Below are 21,995 nucleotides of genomic sequence, written 5' to 3'. Positions count from 1 at the left end.
TCCTACCGCCAACGCACCCGACCCGGCCAACTTGACCCCGACCATCCCAACGACCATCCTCAATAACGCGCCACGGTGGTCCCATCCCCCTGGCAATCAGGTGGTCCCATCACCCTGGCAAGCGACAGCCCTCCTGCGAACGCCCGAAAACTCTTGGCCCGTAGCTCATAATCCAGAGATCGCAGGGCGGTTCCCTCGCCGGGCCTTGAGTTGTGTTCAACGTTGGAGCGGTGGCTATCAAGGCCACGCCGCTAGGCGGTCGGCTGTAGGCCGAGCCTTAACAGCCGCCGCACCACCGCGCGGACGGCCACTACCGGCGGTGGGAGGGTGGTGCTGTGCGGTTGGGCTTTTGCTACGCCGAGATGGCAAAAGCGAACTGCCGTCCTGTCAGCCATGGGGGATACAGACCGCATGGGACTTCTGGGTCATCGATCGAGTATCGACGAGCGAACAAGTCTGCGGCCTAGCCAACCGCGTAGGAAATCCTCTACACTAAGACTGTTGGTGTTGAGGATTTCCTACGGGCAGGTCGGGGAGGTGTTGCAGTGTGGACAAGCAGCATCTTGACATTCTTGCGGGCCTGCCCAGCACCTTCCGGTTCTCCGAGGCCCTCCAACACATCAACGAGCGTCAGCTGCGCCAGTTGATCGCCGACCAGAAGATCACCCCACTGGCGCGTGGGCTGTACCGAAAAAGCGACTGGTACGGCGACGAAGATCTCGCCGAGATCGCCGCCAAATCACCGCGCGCCACCATCGCGCTGCGCTCAGCACTGGCCGACCACAACCTCATCGATGACATCCCCGCAGCCGTCGATATCGCCATCCCTCGCGGATCATGGACCCCGCATACAACGATCCCCGTCCGCTGGCATCACTTCAATCCCAAGACCTTCGACATCGGCCGCGAAATCCTCGACACCGGGTCAGCCCGGACCATCGGCATCTACAACGCTGAACGCAGCATCATCGACGCGTTGCGGCTGAGCCACCGGGAGGGCGGCGACACCACCATGGCGAACCAAGCGTTGAAAGCCTGGCTGCGTCGCGGTGGGCAGCCCTCCACGCTGCTGCACATGGCGCGCGCATTCCCGCGCGCGCAGCGCGCGCTGCGCGAGACGCTGGACATCCTGCTATGAGTGAGGTGACACGATCCACCCCCGCTGGGGAGGCGTACCTGGACCTTCAACGCCAAGCGCGCCAAAACGGACGGCTCACCGCAGAACTGTTCCAGCTCTACGCGCTCGAAGGCTTCCTGGCCCGGCTAGAGGCCAGTCCGGCACGCGACCACTTCGTCCTCAAAGGTGGCGTGCTGCTGGCCGCATTTGGCAACCGCCGCCCCACTCGTGACATCGACCTATCCGGGGTCGACCTGAACAATGACGCCGCCACGATTCTGAATCTCATTCGTTCTGTGCTCGCGATCCCCCTCCTCGAGGATGACGGCCTGATATACCAAGCAGATTCGGCGAGTGCCGAGGTGATCCGCGAAGAGGACAACTACGCCGGAGTGCGGGTTAGCGCGACCGCGACTCTTGCTCGTGCACGCCTGACCTTTCATGTCGATGTCAGCGTGGGCGACCCCATCTACCCCGAACCCGGTTCCGTGGCCGTCCCGCGGCTCCGTGGCGGGCAACCAATCACGCTCACGGGTTACCCCATGGCGATGGTGCACGCCGAAAAGATTGTCACTGCCGTTCAACGAGGCACGGCCAACACCCGCTGGCGTGACTTCGGTGACATCTGGACACTGTCTCGCCACCACCCCACGACAGGGGTCGAGCTTCACGACGCCATCACAGCCGTCGCGGCCTTTCGCAACGCCACCCTGCTGCCACTAGATGAAGTGCTCGATGGTTACGACACCATCGGACAGGCGAAATGGGCGCAATGGCGGCAGAAAAACGCTTGCGACTGGCTGCCCGAACAGTTCGGTGATGTCCTCGGTGCCGTCATTGCCTTCGCCGGCCCCGCTCTTACCGGCCATGTCGATGGCCAGAACTGGGACCCCCGGGCCGCCAGATGGGGGTGACCGCACTGGCTGCAGTCTGGTTGGCCCGAAACCGTATCCAGCGCGCAGGGTCCTTAAGGCCAAACCCCCGTTGTGCCAAGAGTGTGCCAAGACGGGCTGAAACAGCCCGACACTCCGGAGACACAGCCGACACGAACCATTCGATGACCTGGACGTTTCTAGATGTCTTGCAATCGCCTGAAATGCCGTGGACGCGCTGGCCGGGTTTTACACACCAGCGGTCGGCGGTTCGATACCGTCCGCGCCCACCAGTTCATCACCGCCTTAAGCCTGCCGCGTTGTCGGTGACGAGCGGGTATGGCAAGGTCGTGGGCGTGGGTGAGCTATCTGGTTCTCAGAGCGACGGCGCGGGACGGCAGAAGTCCCGACCGCCGGTGCGGCCGCTGTCATCGGACCAGCAGCCGGCGACCAAGGCAGACCTGTACGCCGCGGTGGACGCAATGCGCGCCGACATGCGCGAACTGCTCGAGCAGATCAGCACCCTGATCAAAGAAGCCAACAAGAAATAGTCCTCACACGTGAGGCCGTTTCGCATCGACGTTCCCGACGACGTTCTGGATGATCTGCGGTCACGCCTGGCAGGCACCCGCTGGCCCGAAGCCGAGTGCGTGAACGATTGGAGCCAGGGCATTCCGCTGGAGTACACCCGCGCCCTGGCGTCCTACTGGGCAGGCGACTACGACTGGCGGGCGCGGGAAGCGGCGCTGAACCGCTTCGACCAATTCGTCACCGAAATCGACGGGCTGGACCTCCATTTCATCCATCAACGGTCACCGTATGACGACGCCTTCCCGCTGGTGATCACGCACGGCTGGCCAGGCTCGATCGTGGAGTTCCACAAGGTGATCGAGCCACTGACCAATCCCACCGCCCATGGCGGACGCGCCGAAGACGCCTTCCATGTCGTCTGTCCGTCGCTTCCCGGGTACGGCTTCTCCGGCAAGCCGGACAGCACCGGCTGGGGAGTCGAGAAAATCGCTCAGGCCTGGGAAACGCTCATGCAGCGCCTTGGCTACCGGCGCTACGGTGCCCAGGGCGGGGACTGGGGAGCGGCCGTCACCACCCAGATCGGCCGCGACGCCGGCCTTTCCGGAGGTCACTGCGTGGCGATCCACCTGAACATGCCGATCGCCTGGCCCACGGCTGACGAGCCCACCGAAGACGAGCGGCAGGCGCTGCAGGACCTGGCCTACCACCGCAAGTGGGGCACCGGCTATTCCAAGCAACAAGCGACCCGGCCCCAGACGGTGGGTTACGGCCTGGTGGATTCACCGGTGGGACAACTTGCCTGGATCGTCGAGAAGTTCTGGGCGTGGATCGACTGCGACGGTAACCCCGAGAACGTGCTCACGCGCGATGAGCTGCTGGACAACGTGATGATGTACTGGGTGACCGGCACCGCAGCATCCTCGGCCCGGCTGTACTGGGAAGGCATGAAGAGCTTCCGGCCGGGCGGCCGGGTCGAACTGCCGACCGGCGTCGCGTCGTTTCCCAAGGAGATCCTGCGAGCGTCGCGGCGGTGGTGCGAGCCCAACTACAACATCACCCACTGGACGACCATGCCGCGCGGCGGCCACTTCGCCGCATTCGAGCAGCCGGCGCTGTTCGTGGCGGACGTCCGGAGGTTTTTCGCCATGGTGCGGTGAGGTCCCGCCGGGTGCAGAGTCGGCGCGCCGAGCACTAAGTGGCACGCTATTGGGCATGCATGTGATCAAGGGTCTGCGGGACCCGGCCGCCAGTTTCCCGTTGGCACACCGGTTCGACGACCGGGCGGAGCGCACCCGGGCCAATCGCGCTGTGGCGCTGAGTGCTTTGGGATTGGCGCTGACGGGACTGATCGAGCTGGCGATTGCGATGGTGTCCGGGTCGGTGGCGTTGCTCAGCGATGCCCTGCACAATCTCTCCGATGTCTCGACGAGCCTGGTGGTCTTCGTCGGATTCCGCAGCTCGCAGAAGTCGGCGAGCCAGCGTTATCCGTACGGCCTGGAGCGCGCCGAGGATCTCGCCGGGATCGGGGTGGCACTGGTGATCTGGGCCAGTGCCGCGATAGCCGGTGCGGAAAGCGTGGACAAGCTGTTACGCCACGGCACCACCCAACACGTGGGCTGGGGTATCGCGGCGGCGGCAGTCGGCATCGCCGGCAACCAGCTGGTGGCCCGCTACAAGCTGGTGGTCGGCCGGCGGATCCAGTCGTCGACCATGATCGCCGATGCCAAGCATTCCTGGCTGGATGCGCTGTCGTCGGCGGGCGCGCTACTGGGCCTGTGCGGGGTGGCCGCGGGCTGGGGATGGGCCGACGGCGCCGCCGGCATCATGGTGACGGGGTTCATCTGCCATGTCGGCTGGGAGGTCACTTCCGACATCGGCCACCGGTTGCTCGACGGGGTGGATCCGGCGGTGGTCGCCGCGGCCGAGGAGGTAGCCGCTGCAACCCCGGGCGTCCTCCACGCCCACGCCCGTGCCCGCTGGACCGGCCGCACGCTGCGAGTGGCGGTGGAGGGCTGGGTCGATCCGACCACCTCGGTGGCCGAGGCCGACGCGATGGGCCGCGTGGTGGCCGAACGACTTTCCGCGAGACTGCCCGAGATGCGCAGTTTCGTCTGGGCGGCGCGCGGCGCGCCGTTGGCATGAGACGGGTGACGAGAATCTTGCCGGTCTGAAGGTTAGCCGACCTAAAAACGGGCACATTGACCGCATGTCACTAACACCGCCGCCACTCGGCACCGGCGCTGCGGCGACCGGCCCAGCGAGCGAGCTGCCCAATCCGTCCTGGATCGCAAAGCGCAGGGCTGCGCGGTCGGCGGGTCACTACGGCCAGGCGGGGGAGGTCTGGTGGATGCTTGCCGCGCAGCTCGTCATCGTTATCGTCCTCGTCGTCATCCTGGTGGTCTAGCTCTGGCTGGCGGGACGAGATTCTCGTCGGGTTCGAGGGTTGGCCCGGCGAGAAACGGGCACAGGCTTACAGGTGAGCACTTCGCCCCCGCCTCCCGATCCGCCCAACATGTCGCCGAAAGGTAAGTGGGGTGTTGCCCCGTCTACCAGTCCCCAGGCGACGCGCCCAGGAGACAAGCCAAACCGTGCCATGTTGCTGTGGTGGTTGTTCGTTGTCGTCGTCGTAGCGATCATTGTGCTGGCTATCGCGCTGGCCGCGTAGCGGGCCCGCTTGTTGACCCAGACGTATGAGACGCTGCCGGGGTGGTTGCGTCGCGGCAGATCCGGATCGGCGGTGCCCTCGCCGGCTACCTGGCTGACCTCGCCCTGGGCGACCCGAAGCGAGGACATCCGGTCGCGGCGTTCGGACAGCTGGCCGCGAAGTTGGAACGGATCAGCTATCGCGACAGCAAGCTGGCCGGGGCGGTGCACGCCGGGTCGCTGGTCGGTGCTGTGTGCCTACTGGGCGCGGCGCTGCAGCACGGCCCGGGTAGGTTGCGGCCCGTTGCGGCCATCGCGGCGGCCAGCTGGGCGTCGCTGGGCGGAACCTCCTTGGCGAGCACCGGCCGGGCGATGGCCGAGCTGGTAGAGCGTGGCGACGTCGAGGCCGCGCGACGGCTGTTGCCGTCGCTGTGCGGGCGCGATCCGGCCCACCTGGATCTGCCCGGATTGACCCGCGCGGCGCTGGAGTCGGTGGCCGAAAACACCTCCGATGCCCAGGTGGCGCCGCTGCTGTGGGCCGCGATCGGCGGCGCGCCCGCGGTGCTGGGCTACCGCGGGGTCAACACGCTGGACTCGATGATCGGCTACCGCACGCCCCGCTATGTCCGATTTGGTTGGGCCGCAGCCCGATTGGATGATATGGCCAACTATGCGGCGGCGCGCGCGACCGCGACGCTGGTGGTGGTGTGCGCGCCGCTGGCCGGCGGATCGCCGCTGGGAGCCATGCGCGCCTGGCGCCGCGACGCCGCGCGCCATCCCAGCCCCAACGCCGGCGTCGTGGAGGCGGCATTCGCCGGGGCGCTGGGGGTGCGGCTCGGCGGGCCCACCCGGTACCACGACGGGCTGCAGATCCGGCCCACACTCGGTGACGGCCGTCAGCCGACGGTCGCCGATCTGCGCCGCGCGGTGGTGCTGTCGCGGGCCGTGCAGGCCGCGGCGGCCTTGGGCGTCGGGGTCGGGCTCTACCGCCGGCGGCCGTAGCGGTCGGCGAGTTTCTCCTCGACCGTCATCGGCTCATCCGCCGGTTGCGGTTGCTGCCGTTCGCGGCGACGCGCCCGCAGCTCGGCGTAGACGAAATAACCCAGTCCGATCGGCGCCACGATGCCGAAGGTAATCCACTGGATGCCGTAGGACAGAAACGGTCCGGCATCCAGATGCGGTATACCGATCACTCCCAGACCGCCGGGCTGGTTCTCGACCAGCTGCAGGTAGGACTCGGCCAGCGGCACTCCCGTCAATGCCGAGACCTGCGCCGTGCTGATCGAATACACCTGCGGGAAACCGTCGCGGGTGAACGGCTCCTTGCCCGGTGCGGTCGGTTCGGAATCGCGCAGTCGTGCCGTGATGGTCACCACCTGATCCGGCGGACGGGGAATCGCCGGCACGTGCGAGCCGGGCTCGGGCCGCACGTAACCCCGGTCGACCAGCACGGTCGGCCCGTCGTCGACGACGAATGGCGCCAGCACCTCGAATGCCTGCTCACCGTCGACCACCCGCAGCCGTGCCAGCACCTGGGCGTCCGGCAGATAGTGCCCCGTCGCCGTCACCCTGCGCCACTGCGCGCCCTGAGCCGATGAATCCTGTTGTGGTAGAAGCGTTTTCAATGGCACGGGCGGCGTGTGCAGGGAATAGTCGATCTGGTGATTCTCCCGGGAGGTCCTGGTGTTCTTTCCCAGCTGCCACGGGGCCAGCACGGTGAAGCACAGATAGGTGAACGCGACGACCACCAGGGCCAGCGCTATCCATCCCGGCCGCAGCAGGAACGTCAGCCGCGGAATCCTTCTGGGCATCACGGGGATCCGTTCTGGGCCAGTCGCTCGTCCACCCAGTCATGCAGGCCGGGCAGGGCGGCCTCGATGACGGTGAAAACCTCCTCGAACTCGTCGTGCCCGCCGTAGTAAGGATCATCGACGTCAAGCGCATGAGCCCCCGACCGTGGGTCGAACGAGCGCAGCATGCGCAGCCGCTCGGCTTCGACGCCGAGCTGACGCAACAGCCGAGCATGGTTGCGGCCCAACGCGATGACCAGATCTGCCGCCAGATGCTCGGCGGCGATCTGCGCTGCGCGATGGTCGGTGGGGTAACCGTGAGCGCGCAGGACCCGCCCCGCCCGCTCGTCGACCCCGTGGCCGATATGCCAGTCGCCGGTGCCGGCACTGGTTACCCGCACAGCGTCGCCCAGCCCGCGCTCCCCAAGCTGATGGGCGAACATCTTTTCGGCCATCGGCGAACGGCAGATGTTGCCCGTGCACACGAATGTGACGTGCAACGTTGGCGGTTCAGACACCCAGTGCCTCCCGCAGCTCGTCGATGGTCCCGGCGCGCCGGACCCCGTCGGCGCCGGTGGGGAAGTCGTCCTGTCCGTAGCCCCAACCGACCACCACCGTGTCGATGCCGTGGGCGGCCGCACCCTCGACGTCATGGCTGCGGTCACCGATCATGAGCACGCGCTCGGGCAACGGCCCCAGCTGGGCCAGCGCGTGAGCCAGCACCTCGGTCTTGGTACTGCGCGAGCCGTCGCCGGTGGCTCCGGCGACGACCTCGAAATGCTGCTCCAGCTCGAAATGCGCCAGGATGCGACGCGCGGTGTGCTCGAGCTTGCAGGTGGCCACCGCCAGCCGGACACCGGCGGCACGCAGATCGCCCAGCAGCGGCGCTATCCCGTCGAACACGGTGTTCATCGCCCAGCCGCGAGCGCCGTATTCGGCCCGGAACGCCGCGATCGCCGCTTCGACGCGGTCGCCGAGTTCCATCGAACGAAAGGTGTCGTCCATCGGCGGACCGACGATCCACGCGGCCAGGTCGCGCTCGGGAATGTCGGCGCCGATGTGCTCGAGCGCATGCCGGAAGCTGGCCACGATCCCCTGTGCCGAATCGGTCAGGGTCCCGTCGAGATCGAAGATCACCAGCTGCGGCGACCCGTCGGAGGCGGTGGTAGAGCGGCGGGCGGCGCCGCAGTCGGTGGGCGAATCGGCCGCGATCGAACCTGTCACGCATCCATTGTCGGTGATGCGGCGAGGTGCCCAGCACCGACCGGCCAGAAGGCTTGGCATCGGCGCGGCAGCGCAGCGGGCACCACAGGCTGACCCGACACCGGCCGGGACCCGCCTTTACGTTGGGGTAGCGCTGTGGGCGACGACAGGAGTTGTCACCAGGGACCCGAACCGCGCCATGCTCGGCGGGCCCGGTGCTCCGGATGCCTGGGTGGTCCACCGGCGCACTAGTGTTTCACTGATGGCGGATCTGGATCACAGCGCGTCAATTTGCCTTGCCGCGGCGCGTTATCACGGTGATCAGGCCGTCGCGCCCGGCATGCTGGATTTCGCCGTCAATGTCCGTGACACCCGCCCGCCGCCATGGCTTGTCGACGTGCTGGCGACCCGGCTGCCTGATCTGGCCCGCTACCCAGGCGCGGGCGAGGTGCGCGGGGCACAAGAGGCGGCGGCCGCACGGCACGGCCGAACCCACGACGAAGTGCTGCCCCTGGCCGGGGCGGCGGAGGGTTTCGCCTTATTGCCCAACCTGCGTCCGGCGCGCGCGGCGATCATCGCGCCCGCGTTCACCGAGCCGGCGGTGGCGCTGAGCGCGGCCGGAATTCCGGTGGACCACGTTGTCCTCGAGCCGCCGTTCGGCCTGGCCGGTGTGGCGGTGCCCGAGGCGGCCGACCTGGTGGTGGTCGGCAACCCGACCAACCCGACCTCGGTGTTGCACTCCCGCGAGCAAGTGCTGGCGCTGCGGCGGCCGGGACGCATCCTGGTCGTCGACGAGGCATTCGCCGATGCGGTTCCCGGGGAGCCGGAGTCGCTGGCCGGTGATTGCCTGCCCGATGTGCTGGTGCTGCGCAGCCTGACCAAAACGTGGTCACTGGCCGGGTTGCGGGTGGGCTACGCCCTGGGCTCGCCGGATCTGTTGGCCCGGCTGACCGCGCGGCGGGCGCACTGGCCGGTGGGCACGCTGCAGCTGGCTGCCATCACGGCGTGCTGTGCGCCCGGGGCCGTGGCCGAGGCCGCCGTCGATGCCGTGCGGCTGGTGGGCGTGCGCGCGGCGATGGTGGCCGGGTTGCAGTCGGTGGGTGCCACGGTGGTCGACGGGTGTGCACCGTTTGTGTTGTTCACCATGCGCGATGCCGAGATGATCCGAAATAATTTGCAGCACAAGAGTATTGCGGTGCGACGCGGTGATACGTTCGTCGGCCTGGACGACCGGTATTTGCGAGCGGCGGTGCGCGCCGAGTGGCCGCGACTGGTTCAAGCCATCGCTTGCGGGCTCAACGGGAGGCGCCGATGAGTGTCCGGTTGGCTGACGTCATCGAGGTGCTGGACCAGGTGTATCCGCCGCGGCTGGCCGAGTCCTGGGATTCGGTGGGCCTGGTCTGCGGTGATCCCGCTGATGTGGTGGATTCGGTGACCGTCGCGGTGGACGCGACGGCGGCGGTCGTCGAGGAAGTCCCCGCCAACGGCCTGTTGCTGGCCCATCATCCGTTGCTGTTGCGCGGGGTCGATACGGTCGCAGCCAGCACGCCCAAGGGCGCGCTGGTGCACCGCTTGATCCGGTCGGGCCGGTCGCTGTTCACCGCGCACACCAATGCCGACTCGGCGTCACCGGGGGTGTCCGACGCGCTGGCGCAGGCACTGGGCCTGACCGTCGAGGCCGTACTCGACCGGTTGGCCGCTGCGACCGATCTGGACAAGTGGGTCATCTATGTGCCGTGTGAGCACGCGGATGCGGTGCGGGCAGCGGTCTTTGACGCCGGCGCCGGAAACATCGGTGACTATTCGCACTGCAGCTGGAGCGTCACGGGTACCGGACAGTTCCTGCCCCTGGACGGGGCGTCACCCGCCATCGGCAGCATCGGCACCGTCGAACGGGTGGCCGAGGATCGCGTCGAGGTCGTCGCACCCGCGCGGGCGCGGGCCGCGGTGCTGGCGGCGATGCGGGTCGCACACCCCTACGAGGAACCGGCATTCGACATCTTCGCGCTGATACCGCCCCCGGCCGATGTCGGATTGGGGCGCATCGCCACGCTGCCCCACCCGGAACCGCTGCGCGACTTCGTCTCCCGTGTCGGTGCGGCATTGCCTGCGACGTCGTGGGGGGTACGTGCCGCCGGGGATCCCGCTCTGCTGGTTTCGCGGGTAGCGGTCTGCGGCGGCGCCGGCGATTCGCTGCTGGGCGCGGCGGCCGCGGCCGGCGTGCAGGCCTATGTCACCGCCGATCTGCGTCATCATCCGGCCGACGAGCACTGCCGGTCCTCGGCCGTGGCCCTGATCGACCTCGCGCATTGGGCCAGCGAATTCCCCTGGTGCGGCCAAGCTGCCGGCGTGCTGCGGTCCCATTTCGGCGCGTCGCTGCCGGTGCGGGTGTCCACCCTGCGCACCGATCCGTGGAATGTGGCAACTAGACCTGGAGATGGGACATGAAAGCCGAAGTGGCTCAGCAGCGTTCGCTATTGGAATTGGCGAAGCTGGATGCCGAGCTGTCGCGGCTCGCGCATCGGTCCACGCATCTGCCCCAACGAGAGGCCTATGAGCGGGTACAAATCGAGCACAACGCCGCCGGTGACCGGCTGGCCGCGGTGCGAATCGCGGTGGCGGACCTTGATGCCCAGGTGTCGCGGTTCGAGGCGGAAATCGATGCGGTGCGCACGCGTGAAGAGCGCGACCGGTCGCTGCTCACCACCGGCGCCACCGACGCCAAGCAACTGTCGGATCTGCAGCACGAGCTGGAGACCCTGGAACGCCGTCAGGCCAGCCTGGAAGATTCACTGCTTGAGGTGATGGAGCGCCGCGAGGAACTGCAGGCCCGCCAGGTCGCCGAGTCGGCGGCACTCGAGCAGCTTCAGGCCGAGTTGGCCGGTGCCCGGCAGGCTCTCGACACCGCGCTGGCCGAACTCGAGCAGTCCCGCCAGGAACATGTGTCGCGGCGCGAGGAGCTGTCCGCGGCGTTGAATCCGGACCTTGCCGCACTTTACGAACGGCAGCGGGCCGGGGGAGGACCGGGCGCCGGACCGTTGCAGGGTCATCGGTGTGGTGCCTGCCGGATCGAGATCGGCCGCGGTGAGCTGGCCCGGATCTCGGCGGCCGCCGAAGACGATGTGTTGCGCTGCCCGGAATGCGGCGCAATCCTGTTGCGGGTCAAGGGCTTTGAGCAGTGAAAGTCATCATCGAAGCTGATGGCGGGTCCCGCGGCAACCCTGGGCCGGCCGGATACGGCGCGGTGGTGTGGACCACGGACCGCTCGACGGTGCTGGCGGAATCCAAGCAGGCGATCGGCCGGGCCACCAACAACGTCGCCGAATACCGCGGATTGATCGCCGGCCTGGACGACGCGGTGAAGCTGGGAGCCACCGAGGCAATGGTCCTGATGGACTCCAAGCTGGTGGTGGAACAGATGTGCGGGCGCTGGAAGGTCAAGCACCCCGACCTGGTGGAGCTGCACGCGCAAGCCCAGGCGCTGGCACAGCAATTCCGCCGGATCAGTTACGGCTGGGTGCCGCGGTCCCGGAACGCGTACGCTGACCGGTTGGCCAATGAGGCGATGGACGCCGCGGTTCGCACCAATCGCCGCGGGGATAACGCCACAGTGCCCGTTGTGGTTGTCGCCGACCCGCCGAAGAAGCTGGCGACGGAGTCCCCGACGGCTCCCGGATGGACGGGCCGGCGCGGCACGACCACCCGGCTGCTGTTGTTGCGGCACGGGCAGACCGAGTTGTCGGTGCAGCGCCGCTATTCCGGGCGCGGCAACCCGGCATTGAACGAGGTGGGGTGGCGACAGGCCGGGCTGGCCGCCCGCTACCTTGCGCAGCGCGGCGGGATCGCGGCAGTGGTGTCCTCGCCGTTGCAGCGGGCCTATGACACGGCGACGACGGCGGCCCGGGCGCTGGGCCTGGAGGTGAGCGTCGACGATGACCTGGTGGAGACCGACTTCGGCGCCTGGGAGGGAATGACTTTCGCCGAGGCGGCCCAGCGCGATCCCGATTTGCACCGCCGTTGGCTGCACGACACCAGCACCACGCCGCCCGGTGGTGAGAGTTTCGATGATGTATTGCAGCGGGTTCGTCGGGGACGCGACCGGATCATCGCCGGGCACGAAGGAGCCACCGTGCTGGTGGTCTCCCATGTGACGCCGATCAAGACGTTGTTGCGGATGGCCTTGGACGTGGGCCCGAACGTCTTGTACCGCTTGCACCTTGACCTGGCGTCGCTGAGCATCGCCGAGTTCTACGCCGACGGGGCATCGTCGGTGCGGCTGGTGAACCAGACGGGCTATCTGTAGCACGCCGACGATGCGCTCCGAGCGTGTATCCACTGCGAATTCCGGCGCGATTGTTCGCACTACGTGCACGTTCGACGAGGGGTAGGGGTGAAGACGACCGGCAGCGCCGCCGGCGAGCGGAAGGCGACTCCCACGACATGGGATGGCGGAACCCCGGGGTCCAGCCGCAGCTTCGGCAACCGGTCCAGCAGTGCGTTGACGGCCACCGCGGTCTCCATGCGCGCCAGGTGCATGCCGAGGCACAGATGCGGGCCGCCGCCGAATGTCAGGTGCGCGATGTTCTTGCGGGTGGGATCGAAGCGGTCCGGGTCCGGATAACGCGCCGGGTCCCGGTTGGCGGCCGCGACGCTGACGCTGACGTTGGTACCCGCCGGGATTGCCACTCCGCCGAGTTCACAGTCTCGGGCCGCCAGCCGAACTACCGTGGTGATCGGCGGCTCCCAGCGCAACGCCTCCTCGATGGCAGCGCGGACCATGGTGCGGTCGGCCCGCACCGCGTCCAGCAGCTCCGGCTCGGTGAGCAACGCGACCAGCAGGTTGCCCGAGGCGCGGTATGTCGTCTCGACTCCAGCGGGCAAGATCAGCAGCAGGAACGCAAAAATCTCGTCGTCGGTCAGCCGCGCGCCGTCGATCTCGGACTCCGCCAGCGTGCTGATCAGGTCGTCCCGCGGGTTGCGCCGGCGTTCGGCGAGGATCTCGGTGAAGTAGGCTTTCAGCGATCTGGACGCGGTCAGCCCGCAGTCCCAGTCGTAGACCACATTGAGCAGCTCGATCGACAGCCGCTGGAAGCGCACGTAGTCCCGTCGCGGCAGTCCCATGATCCGCGCGATCACCTGGACGGGAAACGCGAAGGTGAATTCGCGGGCCAGTTCGGCGCTCCCGCGCGGTGCGAACCGGTCGATGAGTTCGTGGACCACCAGCTCCACCAGCTCACTGCGCCACCGCTCCAGCAGCGCCGACCGGAACGACGGCGAGACCAGTGCCCGGCTGGCGCGATGCTCGGCTCCCTCGAGTTCCAACAGGGTGCGGCCCATGACCGGACCCATGATGCGCTCATAGATCGACGAGGAGAACGTGTCGGGGTGGGTGAGCACCGTCTGGCACTCGTCGTAGCCGAGCACGGTCACTCCGAAGTCGCCAACTTGGCCCGAGCCGACCTCGGTGAAGGGGTTTCCCAGCATGACACGGTGCTTGGCGCGCGCCTCGCGCAGCCGCTCGTGGACGTTTTCGACCTGCATGAGCAGCCCGCCCTGCAGCTCGGTCGGGTTGAACTCGCCGGGCAGCGGGGACATCGGCTCAGCCATGAGCCGACACCGTCTCGGTATCATGGCCCGACCGCAGCACGGTGCCCGGCAGAGCGCCGGTGGCGGCGCCGTCGCGGCACACCTCGACCCCACCGACCCACACCGAGGTGATCCCGCGGGCGTCGGCGACCAACCGGGGCGCTCCCGCGGGCAGGTCGTAGCGGGTGCGCTCGGGTCCGGGGCCGACGGTCGCGGGGTCGAACAGCACCAGGTCGGCGTGCCAGCCCGGCGCGATCCTGCCACGCTCGCTCAGCCCGTAGAACCGGGCCGGCACGTCGGTGATCAACCGGACCGCCTCTTCAAGCGTCACCACCCGGTGCTCCCGGACGCCCTTGCCCAGCAGCGACGTCGTATAGATCGCGCCGCACATCATGTCCAGGTGAGCGCCGGCGTCCGAGCCACCGATCACCGCGCCGGGGTGGCGCCACACCTGCGCGCGCGCCTGCCAGTCGGCCGCGTCGTCCCCGGTCAGTGGCGGGGAGAGCCCGGTGCGCAGTTCGTCGGCGATCACGATGTCCAACAGCGTGTCGAACGGCTCGGCGCCACGGGCCGCCGCAACGTCGCCGACGCCGCGCCCGGTCGCGTCGGCGTTCTCGGGTGCGAACGTCTCGACGATGACCAGTCGATCCCACTGCGCCAGGCCGCGCAGCATGCCCGCCTCCTTGGCGGTGGCGCCTTCGGCGAGCCGGCAACGCACCTGCGGGTCGGCGAGGGCCTCGAGTCGCTGCGGAACCGGCAGGTGCATGGTGTCGCGCCAGCCGGGCAGTCCGTCGAGCACGAAACCGGACAGGAACGACAGCCGGATCTTCATGGCCTGCGGCAAAGTGAGGGCCACCACCCGGCCGCCGCGTTGGGCTGCGACACCGAAAGCGCGCAATTGCTTTTCGTGCCCCGCCGGGTTGGCCGCCGTCACACCCAACAGATTCCAGTTCAGCGGCCGGTCGGCGGCCACGGACATGTCGGTGAGCAGTGCGATGTCGTCGTCGGTAAACCCCGACAGGCAGCCCGGAATGATGGCCTCGAGCGTGGTGCCCGGATGCTCGCGCACGCCGGATGCCAGCTTTACCAGTTCGTCCCGCGATGCGCTGCGCGACGGCACCGCTTGTCCGGAACCGTCGTTGTGGGTCGGCGACTGGGAGGTCGACAGCCCGAGCGCGCCAGCGTTCAGTGCGTCGTGCAGCAGCCCGACCATTGTGTCGATCTGCTCCGGGCCGGCCTGGCCACCGACCGCGTCGCCGCCCATCGCCGCCAGCCTCAGTGCCGAATGACCAACCAGGAAGCCGGCATTGACGGCGATGCGGCCCTCGAGGCGGTCGAGCCAATCGCCGAACGATGCCCATCCCCAGTCCAGTCCGGCCCGCAGCGCGTCCAGCGGCATCCCCTCGACCCGGGCGAGCATGCGGGTGAGGTAGTCGTGCTGGTCGTCCGCGGCGGGCGCCAGCTTGAAGCCGCAGTTGCCACCGAAGACCGTGGTGACGCCATGCTGCACCGACGGGCTGGCGGTCGGGTCCCAGAACAGCTGCGCGTCGTAGTGGGTGTGCAGGTCGACGAAACCAGGCGCTAGCGTAAGTCCTTGGGCATCAACGGTTTTCGATGCCAAATCGTCGGTTTCTCCCACGGTGACGATCCGCCCGTCACGGACGCCGACGTCGCCGTGGTGGGCGGGCGCGCCGGTGCCGTCGACGATTTCGGCATCGCGAATCAATAGGTCCAGCATGACGCCTCCTATCCGGTGGCCGTCAGCCATCCGTCGTCCGGCAGCGGGTGACGGAACAGCCGTGCGGCGTTGCGGTGGGTGATCCTGGCGGCGTCCTCCGCCGACAGACCCGCGACGTTGCGCGCCACGACCTGTTGGGTGTCGGGCCAGGTCGAGTCGGCGTGCGGGTAGTCGCTTTCGACGAGAATGCGCTCGGCGCCGATCGCCTCCAGCGCGCCGAACGCGTGCGGGTCGTCGATCGAGCAGAACCAGAAGTTGCGGTGCAGCACCTCGCTGGGCAGCAGGTCGCCCTGCCACGATCCGCCCTCCTGGCCCGAAGCCGAATGCGCCAGAACGTAATCGGCGCGGTCGGCGAGCATGGCCGCCCAGCCCAGCCCGCCTTCGGCCAGCGTGATGTTCAGCCGCGGGAACCGCACCGGGATGCCCGACCACAGCATGTCCGCACACGCCACCAGGCCGTTGACCGGGAACAGCGTGGTGATGGTCTCGAACGGGGTGTCGAAGGAGGGGATCGGCGCCCACTGCGCCGAGCCGGTGTGCAGGCACACGACGGTGTCGGTCTCCTGGCAGGCGGCGAAGAACGGATCCCACGCCCGGGTGTGCAGGCTCGGCAGGCCGCATTGGGCGGGCAACTCCGGGAAGCTGACCGCCTTGAACCCGCGCTCGGCGTTACGGCGGATCTCCTCGGCCGCCAGCTGCGGGTCGGCCAGCCAGGGTAGCTGCAGGGGGATGATCCGTTGCGGGTAGCTACCCGCCCACACCTCGAGATGCCAGTCGTTCCAGGCCCTTAGCGTCGCCAGCCCCAGCACCAAGTCGTCGCTCTTCCAGAACACGGTGCCCGCGAACCCCGCGATCAGCGACGGGAAGTTCAGCGACGCCCAGATGCCGGCCAGGTCCATGTCGGTGATCCGGGCGTCGATATCCCAACAGCCACGCCGCATTTCGTCGAACCGGGCCGCCTCCATGCTCCATTCCTCGCGCGGGCGCCCGATCACCGCGTTGAGCCCGATGTTGGGGTATTCCCGACCTTCGTAGCGCCACACCTGGCGTCCGTCGTCGGTCTCGACGACCTTCGGGGCGCGGCCGGCCAATGCGGTGGGTAGCCGTCCGACGAACAGATCCGGCGGCTCGATGACATGGTCGTCGACCGAGATCACGACGTGTTGTCGCTGCCGGGGATCGGGGTCTGGCAGCAGCGCCATAAATGAAGCTAACGACGGGCGTCGGCCGCTGTCAATGGCTTTTCGCGCTATCTATACTATCAATGCAAAGTTTGGTCTGCGTCAGGTCAGTCGATCGCCGTCTGCTCGCGCTCCGGCGCCTTGCGTAGGGTGCGGCGAGACGGTCGTCCGATGCCGACGTGCGATCTGCTGTATTTCGTCGACGCGCACCTGCAGACGCTTACTCATGGTGGGAGTACGGATTACTCAGGTAGGTACCCGATGCCGTGCGGGGTAACGGTTCGGGAACGTTCCGGTTATTCTGCGACATGTGGTGCGGTCTGGTGGTTCCCGTCGCTGACAATGTCGGGCATGACGCAATCGCGGGAGCCCGACGTTGGCTCGTGAGATATCGCGCCAGGCGTTTCTGCGGGGCGCTGTCGGAGCATTAGCCGCCGGCGTCGCCTTGGGACCGGTTCGCGCCGCGGCTGATCCGAGCCCCTCCGGTTTGGACGGCCTGTCCACCGCCGTCGGCGGCAGAGTGATACGTCCGGACGACTCCCAATTCGCAACGGCCAAACAAGTTTTCAACACCAACTACAACGGGTCGACACCGGCGGTAATCGTCACCCCGGCATCGGCGGCGGACGTGCAAAAGGCGATGGCATTCGCTGGCGCGCACAATCTCAAGGTCGCCGCGCGCAGTGGCGGACACTCCTATACCGGGGCGTCCACGGCCGACGGCGTCATGGTGCTCGACTTGCGCCAGCTGCCCGGGGGAGTCGATTACAACGCCAGCACCGGACAGGTCACGGTGACGCCCGCGACCGGTCTGTACGCCGTGCACGAGTCGCTGGCCGAAGCCGGTCGCGGTATCCCCACGGGGACCTGCCCGACAGTCGGTGCCGCGGGCCATGCCCTGGGTGGCGGCCTGGGCGCCAGTTCCCGGCACGCGGGTCTGCTCTGTGACCAATTGACGTCGGCGTCGGTCGTGTTGCCCGGCGGCCAGGCGGTCACCGCGTCTGCAACCAGCAATCCCGACCTGTACTGGGCGCTGCGCGGCGGCGGTGGCGGCAACTTCGGCGTGACGACCTCGTTGACCTTCGCTACGTTCGCCACCAAGGATCTCGACGTGGTGAACATCAATTTTCCGCCGCAGTCGTTCGCGCAGGTTCTGGTCGGTTGGCAGAACTGGCTGCGAACCGCCGACCGGAACAGCTGGGCACTGGCCGACAGCACCACCGACGCGCTCGGAACGCATTGCCGTATCCTCGCGACCTGCCCGGTCGGGTCCGGTGGCAGTGCGGCGAACGCCATCACGTCAGCCGTAGGCGTGCAACCGGCCGGCACTGAGCACCATACGTTCAATCACCTGGACCTGGTGAAGTATCTGGCCGTCAACAACTTGAACCCGTCACCGCTGGGATATGTCGGCGGATCCGACGTCTTTCCCACGGTCAACGCGGCCGTCGCCGCGGGGATCGCCTCGGCGGTGGACGCATTTCCCCGCGACGCGGGCCGCATGTTGGCGATCATGCATGCGCTCGACGGCGCGCTGGCCAGCGTGGCGCCCGGGGCCACCGCCTTTCCGTGGCGCCGGCAGGGCGCGCTGGTGCAGTGGTATGTCGAAAACGCCGGTTCCCCCTCGGCGGCGACCAGTTGGCTCAACACCGCACACCAAGCGGTGCAACGGTATTCGGTCGGCGGCTATGTAAACTATCTTGAGGCAAACCAGCCGGCGTCGCGCTACTTCGGCCCGAATCTAGCCCGACTGAGCGCGGTACGGCAGAAATACGATCCCCGCCGGGTCATGTTCTCCGGGCTGAACTTGTAGTCGTGCGGTGGGCTTCGTGGGGGCGCTAGACTAGAAGGGCGGACCCTGAACTGTCCGCAATCCCTTGTGTGTGGGCGATCGACTTTCACTTCGACTCCACCCTCAATCACCGCCGAACGCCTCGTCACCGAGAAGGCGTTCACGGTGCCAGGCGGGCCGCTGCAGGTGCTTCGGTGAGACGCCGACCCAGAGTTGGTTTCCCAAGCGCGGCAACGGTTCTGCGAGTACCAGACGGGTTCGGTCTGCATCCCATCTGAATGTCCTTGGGTGAACGGTCATATCGAATCGTCCGAAAAGCCCGGCATGGTCATCGGCCACGTCAAGCACGAGCACCGACACCGGCATTCGGTGCTGGGCTACCGCATGCCGGCCGAGTACACATGCGGGATGCAGATACACCCATACCCCGCGGTGGCCTGCGAGGTCAACTGAATCCGAATCAGGCAACCCCGACTCTCAAACCGCGTCGACTCAGGCACTGGCGCATACACTTGCCGCGTGAACATCAGCAAAGTCATCGTCGGCGTAGCGACAGCCCCGGTGCGGGCCGGTGTTGCGGTGGCCGACGCCGGGCTCGCCGTTGGGGCCATCGTGCTCGGGGCTGTGAAGCAGTCCTTGGGCGAGGAAGGCCCGAAGACGGTGGACCCGATTACCGACCTATTTCCGCTGCGCGGCGCGCTCGTGGGCGCTAACCGGGTTGCCGAATTAACCGAAAACGACAGGGCGATGGGGCGCGCTCTGGTCCGTGGCGGGCCCGCGGACAAGCTGATGCGTCCGGGTGGGGTTGTCGACCTGTTGACCTCGCCCGGCGGTCTACTCGATCGGGTGTCCGACGGAGCGAGCTCCTCGCTGGAGCGGATCGTGGCGCCCGGTGGGCTCGCCGATCGGTTACTCGCTGAGGAGGGGCCGCTGGAGCGCATGTTGGCCGAGGACGGCATTATCGAGCGGATGTTCGCCGAGGACGGCGTTATCGACAAGCTGTTGGCTAAGAATGGACCGCTCGAACAGCTCACCGAAGCCGCGGAAATCCTGAGTCGGTTGCAGCCTGCCATCGAGCGGTTGACGCCGACCGCCGACACCTTGGAGTCTGCGGTCGATACCCTCAACAGGATGGTCAACTCGCTGAGTGGCATCGCAGACCGCATTCCGCGGCGGCGGTCGGCGCGCCCGACTGTGCGCTCGAAGCGCAGCCCGGACCAGGACGTTGTTGATCAGTGAGCCGACCGGCTCACTGACTCACGACTAAGGTCGGCAGCCCACCCGCTACCCGCAGCGGTATTTACAGATCTGGTGTCCGGCATCTGAATTGCGTTTACGGGTGTGGGGCAGGATTTCGCCGGCGGTTTTCGGCGGCGGTTTGCTTGGTGGGTGATGCTGCAGAAGAGCACTTCGACGAGCTTGAGCCGCGAGCCTGGTGGTGGGGGGGGAATGCATTGTGGTCTTGGGGTTTTGGTGAGCCAGGAGTTGATGTCGGCGTGCCAGTGATCCGCGCGGTGCCGGTCGGTGCGGCGGTCGGTGCTTGTGACGGTGGCGACCTCCAGCGCCGCAAGACACCGTCGTCGTGGCGTTGTGTTGCGTTGTTACGTGGGGGCTTTCTAGGGCAGGCCTGGGCGCATCGGCTGCATCGATCACCCTTGCCGCGCTGAACGATACGGGCTCGGCCACCCTGATCGGCGAGCGGCTCGGAGGAGACCGGTCGGTCGCCGAGCTGACGGCAACGATTCGGGCCCGGGCCGCGGGCAATCCGTTGTTAGCTGAGGAGTTCGTGCGCGATCTGGCCGAACGCGGCGTGCTGTCCGGCGACCCTGGGGCCTACACATGCCACGCCGACGTCGGCGACGTCACCGTCGCGGCGACGCTTCAGACGACTATCGCCGCTCGCATCGACCGACTCGGCCCGCAGGCCAAGCGCGTGCTGTGCGTTGCGGCGGTGATCGGATCGCGCTTCGGCGGCGACCTGCTGGCCCTACTGTGCGTCGACGTGGTTCCGCGCGGTTTGCTCGACACCGAGCTGATCGACCGCGTCACCTTCGGTGCGCGCGAGGAGTATGCGTTTCGTCACCCGCTGATCCGCATGGTTGCCACGAGTCACAGCTCAAGTCCGACCGCGCTCGGCTACACCGGCGGCTGGCTGCCGCCGTCGAGGAGCGCGAGCCGTGATCGATCGGTGAGAATGCGGCGTTGATCGCCGAGCATCGGGAGGCCGCCGGGGACCTGTGCGAGGCCTACCGGCTGGCACCCGCGCGCCGGAGAGTGGGCGACCGCTCGCAACAAGGCCGCGGCGTGTCTGAGCTGGGAGCGTGCCCGGAAGATCGCCGACGCCCTGCCCGACGACGTCGCAGACTGCGTCGCGATGCGAATCACGTCACATACCCTGCTGTGCGCCAACGGGTTCCGGGCGCATCTGGAAATCGGAGCGCGCTTCGAGGAACTACGGGAGTTGTGTTCGGCCGCCGTGGACGACGTCGCTGGCCATCGGCATGGCCGGACTGATCATGGAGCACTTCGTCTACGGCCGGATACGTACGGCGCCGCGACTGGCTTCCGAACACATGGCGCTGGTCGAATCGATCGGTGATCCGACGCTCACGATCGGGCTGTCGTTGGGGGCGATCGCCACCAAGATCCAGTCCGCCGAGATGGGGCGGTGCCGCGCTGGTCACAGCTGGTCATTGAGCTGGCCCACGGTGACGGGGCCCGCGGAAACGCCATTGTGGGTTCGCCGCTGGTGGTGGCACTGGCAACGCGGGGCACCGCCCGATTGGCACGGGGTCGTGTCGGGTGGCGAACGGATCTCGAGGAGGCTGTTGCGACGGCCCGCGGAACCGAATCGTGGTCGCACGCCATGGTCGTGACGTACAAGTACCTCGGTGCGGTACCCAATGGGGTTTTGCGGGCTGACGATGCGGCCCGGTGCGAGATCGACGAGGCCCTGCGGATCGCCGAGCGGTCGGGTGACGATCGGGCGCTGGGTCTGACACGGTTGACGCACGGCATCGCGCTCGTGCGTCGGGACTCCCGGGCGGATCGTGTGCACGGACTCGAGGTGCTCGGACAGGTCCGCGAAATGTGTTTGCAGGACCGCTATTCCCCGTCGGACCTTCCCGTCGCCGAGGTGTGGGCCGCACGGGAGTGATCCCGGCGCGGTGATCGCGACCGCGCACTACCGCGATTGCGAGAAGCTGCCGACGACCTCTGCCGCGCCAGGCAGCTTGGGCACTTCGGCACGTCCACCGGTGCTTTGGTGGAGACACTGCTGACCGGCGCGGGGGAAGGCGACGGAGGCGACATCGGTGCGGCCGCTGAAGCTGTCGCCAGGCTGGCGGCCGCCCGGGGGGATGAGGATCTGAGGTCGCGCGAGATCAACCTGCTGCGGTGGCGCGCGATGCTGGCGCGGGCGCGGGGTGATCAAGGCCGCTACGGCGGCCTGCGGGATCGATACCGCGCCATGGCGGCATCGCCGGGCTTCGAGGGTCACATCGCATGGGCCGCAGCGATGACCTGACGTTCCGTGAGGGCCT

The 21,995-nt window shown here is 67.7% G+C and carries 25 protein-coding genes and 1 pseudogene; 19 read left to right on the top strand and 7 right to left on the bottom strand.

Annotated features, from left to right (window positions below; genetic code table 11):
* Positions 1-547: 547 nt before the first annotated feature.
* The 8 genes from EET13_RS17195 to EET13_RS17165 all read left to right on the top strand — a co-directional run bounded on the left by EET13_RS17195 (position 548) and on the right by EET13_RS17165 (position 6,165).
* A complete protein-coding gene (locus tag EET13_RS17195; RefSeq protein ID WP_122443412.1) occupies positions 548-1,138 on the top strand; it encodes a type IV toxin-antitoxin system AbiEi family antitoxin domain-containing protein in 591 nt (196 codons plus the stop codon).
* Between the two features lie 5 nt (positions 1,139-1,143).
* Positions 1,144-2,031, top strand: coding sequence for a nucleotidyl transferase AbiEii/AbiGii toxin family protein (locus EET13_RS17190; protein ID WP_244603962.1), 888 nt, complete (start codon positions 1,144-1,146; stop codon positions 2,029-2,031).
* 143 nt (positions 2,032-2,174) lie between these two features.
* Positions 2,175-2,540, top strand: coding sequence for a hypothetical protein (locus EET13_RS31600; protein WP_244603961.1), 366 nt, complete (start codon positions 2,175-2,177; stop codon positions 2,538-2,540).
* Between the two features lie 9 nt (positions 2,541-2,549).
* The gene (locus tag EET13_RS17180; RefSeq protein ID WP_122443410.1) at positions 2,550-3,677 is read left to right on the top strand and encodes an epoxide hydrolase family protein; all 1,128 of its coding nucleotides are present in this window, start codon (positions 2,550-2,552) and stop codon (positions 3,675-3,677) included.
* Between the two features lie 55 nt (positions 3,678-3,732).
* Positions 3,733-4,662 (top strand): cation diffusion facilitator family transporter, encoded by a 930-nt coding sequence (locus EET13_RS17175; protein ID WP_122443409.1) that lies wholly within the window; start codon positions 3,733-3,735, stop codon positions 4,660-4,662.
* A 64-nt stretch (positions 4,663-4,726) separates the two neighbouring features.
* Positions 4,727-4,924, top strand: coding sequence for a hypothetical protein (locus tag EET13_RS17170; RefSeq protein ID WP_122443408.1), 198 nt, complete (start codon positions 4,727-4,729; stop codon positions 4,922-4,924).
* Positions 4,925-4,996: 72 nt separating this feature from the next.
* Positions 4,997-5,185 carry a hypothetical protein gene (locus tag EET13_RS29910; protein WP_136623179.1) on the top strand — a complete coding sequence of 63 codons (189 nt, stop codon included), beginning with the start codon at positions 4,997-4,999 and terminating at the stop codon, positions 5,183-5,185.
* A 41-nt stretch (positions 5,186-5,226) separates the two neighbouring features.
* A complete protein-coding gene (locus EET13_RS17165) occupies positions 5,227-6,165 on the top strand; it encodes a cobalamin biosynthesis protein (RefSeq protein ID WP_122443407.1) in 939 nt (312 codons plus the stop codon).
* Here EET13_RS17165 and EET13_RS17160 read toward each other — a convergent pair.
* The 3 genes from EET13_RS17160 to EET13_RS17150 are packed head-to-tail and all read right to left on the bottom strand — an operon-like array spanning position 6,147 to position 8,090.
* Positions 6,147-6,962, bottom strand: coding sequence for an SURF1 family cytochrome oxidase biogenesis protein (locus EET13_RS17160; protein WP_122443418.1), 816 nt, complete (start codon positions 6,960-6,962; stop codon positions 6,147-6,149). The two genes, EET13_RS17165 and EET13_RS17160, sit on opposite strands and share 19 nt — an antisense overlap.
* An 11-nt stretch (positions 6,963-6,973) precedes the next feature.
* Positions 6,974-7,471, bottom strand: a complete 498-nt coding sequence (locus EET13_RS17155) for a low molecular weight protein-tyrosine-phosphatase (protein ID WP_122443406.1) — start codon at positions 7,469-7,471, stop codon at positions 6,974-6,976.
* Positions 7,464-8,090 carry an HAD-IA family hydrolase gene (locus EET13_RS17150; RefSeq protein ID WP_244603964.1) on the bottom strand — a complete coding sequence of 209 codons (627 nt, stop codon included), beginning with the start codon at positions 8,088-8,090 and terminating at the stop codon, positions 7,464-7,466. The genes EET13_RS17155 and EET13_RS17150 overlap by 8 nt, the downstream gene beginning before the upstream one ends.
* Before the next feature lie 328 nt (positions 8,091-8,418).
* Between EET13_RS17150 and cobC the strand changes: the two genes are divergently transcribed.
* Genes cobC through EET13_RS17130 form a run of 4 tightly spaced genes read left to right on the top strand, consistent with a single transcriptional unit; the run spans position 8,419 to position 12,459 of the window.
* Complete coding sequence (gene cobC / locus EET13_RS17145; protein ID WP_244603960.1) at positions 8,419-9,471, top strand: Rv2231c family histidinol phosphate aminotransferase CobC; 1,053 nt, start codon at positions 8,419-8,421, stop codon at positions 9,469-9,471.
* Positions 9,468-10,604 (top strand): Nif3-like dinuclear metal center hexameric protein, encoded by a 1,137-nt coding sequence (locus EET13_RS17140; RefSeq protein WP_122443403.1) that lies wholly within the window; start codon positions 9,468-9,470, stop codon positions 10,602-10,604. Before cobC ends, EET13_RS17140 begins: the two co-directional genes overlap by 4 nt.
* A complete protein-coding gene (locus EET13_RS17135) occupies positions 10,601-11,338 on the top strand; it encodes a zinc ribbon domain-containing protein (RefSeq protein ID WP_122443402.1) in 738 nt (245 codons plus the stop codon). Before EET13_RS17140 ends, EET13_RS17135 begins: the two co-directional genes overlap by 4 nt.
* A complete protein-coding gene (locus EET13_RS17130) occupies positions 11,335-12,459 on the top strand; it encodes a bifunctional RNase H/acid phosphatase (protein WP_122443401.1) in 1,125 nt (374 codons plus the stop codon). Before EET13_RS17135 ends, EET13_RS17130 begins: the two co-directional genes overlap by 4 nt.
* Before the next feature lie 59 nt (positions 12,460-12,518).
* On the opposite strand, the gene EET13_RS17125 is transcribed toward EET13_RS17130, so the two are convergent.
* From EET13_RS17125 to EET13_RS32845, 4 genes and pseudogenes are all read right to left on the bottom strand, one after another.
* Entirely contained in the window at positions 12,519-13,763 is a 1,245-nt protein-coding gene (locus EET13_RS17125; protein WP_244603959.1) for a cytochrome P450, read from the bottom strand.
* The gene (locus tag EET13_RS17120) at positions 13,756-15,480 is read right to left on the bottom strand and encodes an N-acyl-D-amino-acid deacylase family protein (protein WP_122443400.1); all 1,725 of its coding nucleotides are present in this window, start codon (positions 15,478-15,480) and stop codon (positions 13,756-13,758) included. Before EET13_RS17120 ends, EET13_RS17125 begins: the two co-directional genes overlap by 8 nt.
* 8 nt (positions 15,481-15,488) lie before the next feature.
* Positions 15,489-16,682: an amidohydrolase family protein gene (locus EET13_RS17115; RefSeq protein ID WP_122443399.1), complete on the bottom strand. Its 1,194-nt coding sequence runs from the start codon at positions 16,680-16,682 to the stop codon at positions 15,489-15,491.
* Between the two features lie 104 nt (positions 16,683-16,786).
* Positions 16,787-16,889 (bottom strand): annotated as a pseudogene (locus EET13_RS32845) (antitoxin); the annotation flags it as partial.
* 148 nt (positions 16,890-17,037) lie between these two features.
* Between EET13_RS32845 and EET13_RS17105 the strand changes: the two are divergent.
* The 7 genes from EET13_RS17105 to EET13_RS17085 all read left to right on the top strand — a co-directional run bounded on the left by EET13_RS17105 (position 17,038) and on the right by EET13_RS17085 (position 21,979).
* On the top strand, positions 17,038-18,474 hold the full coding sequence (locus tag EET13_RS17105; protein WP_122443398.1) for an FAD-binding oxidoreductase: 1,437 nt from the start codon (positions 17,038-17,040) through the stop codon (positions 18,472-18,474).
* Positions 18,475-18,741: 267 nt separating this feature from the next.
* Entirely contained in the window at positions 18,742-18,906 is a 165-nt protein-coding gene (locus EET13_RS30445) for a hypothetical protein (protein WP_168991294.1), read from the top strand.
* Between the two features lie 66 nt (positions 18,907-18,972).
* Positions 18,973-19,692: a hypothetical protein gene (locus tag EET13_RS17100; RefSeq protein ID WP_122443397.1), complete on the top strand. Its 720-nt coding sequence runs from the start codon at positions 18,973-18,975 to the stop codon at positions 19,690-19,692.
* 343 nt (positions 19,693-20,035) lie between these two features.
* A complete protein-coding gene (locus EET13_RS17095; RefSeq protein ID WP_122443396.1) occupies positions 20,036-20,659 on the top strand; it encodes a hypothetical protein in 624 nt (207 codons plus the stop codon).
* 295 nt (positions 20,660-20,954) lie between these two features.
* Positions 20,955-21,329 (top strand): hypothetical protein, encoded by a 375-nt coding sequence (locus tag EET13_RS30440; RefSeq protein WP_168991293.1) that lies wholly within the window; start codon positions 20,955-20,957, stop codon positions 21,327-21,329.
* Entirely contained in the window at positions 21,326-21,610 is a 285-nt protein-coding gene (locus EET13_RS30435; protein ID WP_136624885.1) for a hypothetical protein, read from the top strand. Before EET13_RS30440 ends, EET13_RS30435 begins: the two co-directional genes overlap by 4 nt.
* A gap of 108 nt (positions 21,611-21,718) precedes the next feature.
* Positions 21,719-21,979 (top strand): hypothetical protein, encoded by a 261-nt coding sequence (locus EET13_RS17085; protein ID WP_122443394.1) that lies wholly within the window; start codon positions 21,719-21,721, stop codon positions 21,977-21,979.
* Positions 21,980-21,995: the final 16 nt, after the last annotated feature.

It is taken from the genome of Mycobacterium attenuatum, assembly GCF_900566085.1.
Classification (GTDB): Bacteria; Actinomycetota; Actinomycetes; order Mycobacteriales; family Mycobacteriaceae; genus Mycobacterium; species Mycobacterium attenuatum.
The sequence above is the reverse complement of the archived record's forward strand: the minus strand, read 5'-3'. Positions and strand labels throughout refer to the sequence as shown.

What these genes read in the sequence shown, in the direction of transcription:
- EET13_RS31600 (WP_244603961.1), top strand. Translation starts at nt 2,175, where the DNA reads ATGACCTGGACGTTTCTAGATGTCTTGCAATCGCCTGAAATGCCGTGG.
- EET13_RS17175 (WP_122443409.1), top strand. Translation starts at nt 3,733, where the DNA reads ATGCATGTGATCAAGGGTCTGCGGGACCCGGCCGCCAGTTTCCCGTTG.
- EET13_RS17170 (WP_122443408.1), top strand. Translation starts at nt 4,727, where the DNA reads ATGTCACTAACACCGCCGCCACTCGGCACCGGCGCTGCGGCGACCGGC.
- cobC (WP_244603960.1), top strand. Translation starts at nt 8,419, where the DNA reads ATGGCGGATCTGGATCACAGCGCGTCAATTTGCCTTGCCGCGGCGCGT.
- EET13_RS17140 (WP_122443403.1), top strand. Translation starts at nt 9,468, where the DNA reads ATGAGTGTCCGGTTGGCTGACGTCATCGAGGTGCTGGACCAGGTGTAT.
- EET13_RS17135 (WP_122443402.1), top strand. Translation starts at nt 10,601, where the DNA reads ATGAAAGCCGAAGTGGCTCAGCAGCGTTCGCTATTGGAATTGGCGAAG.
- EET13_RS17125 (WP_244603959.1), bottom strand. Translation starts at nt 13,763, where the DNA reads ATGGCTGAGCCGATGTCCCCGCTGCCCGGCGAGTTCAACCCGACCGAG.
- EET13_RS17120 (WP_122443400.1), bottom strand. Translation starts at nt 15,480, where the DNA reads ATGCTGGACCTATTGATTCGCGATGCCGAAATCGTCGACGGCACCGGC.
- EET13_RS17115 (WP_122443399.1), bottom strand. Translation starts at nt 16,682, where the DNA reads ATGGCGCTGCTGCCAGACCCCGATCCCCGGCAGCGACAACACGTCGTG.
- EET13_RS30440 (WP_168991293.1), top strand. Translation starts at nt 20,955, where the DNA reads ATGGCCGGACTGATCATGGAGCACTTCGTCTACGGCCGGATACGTACG.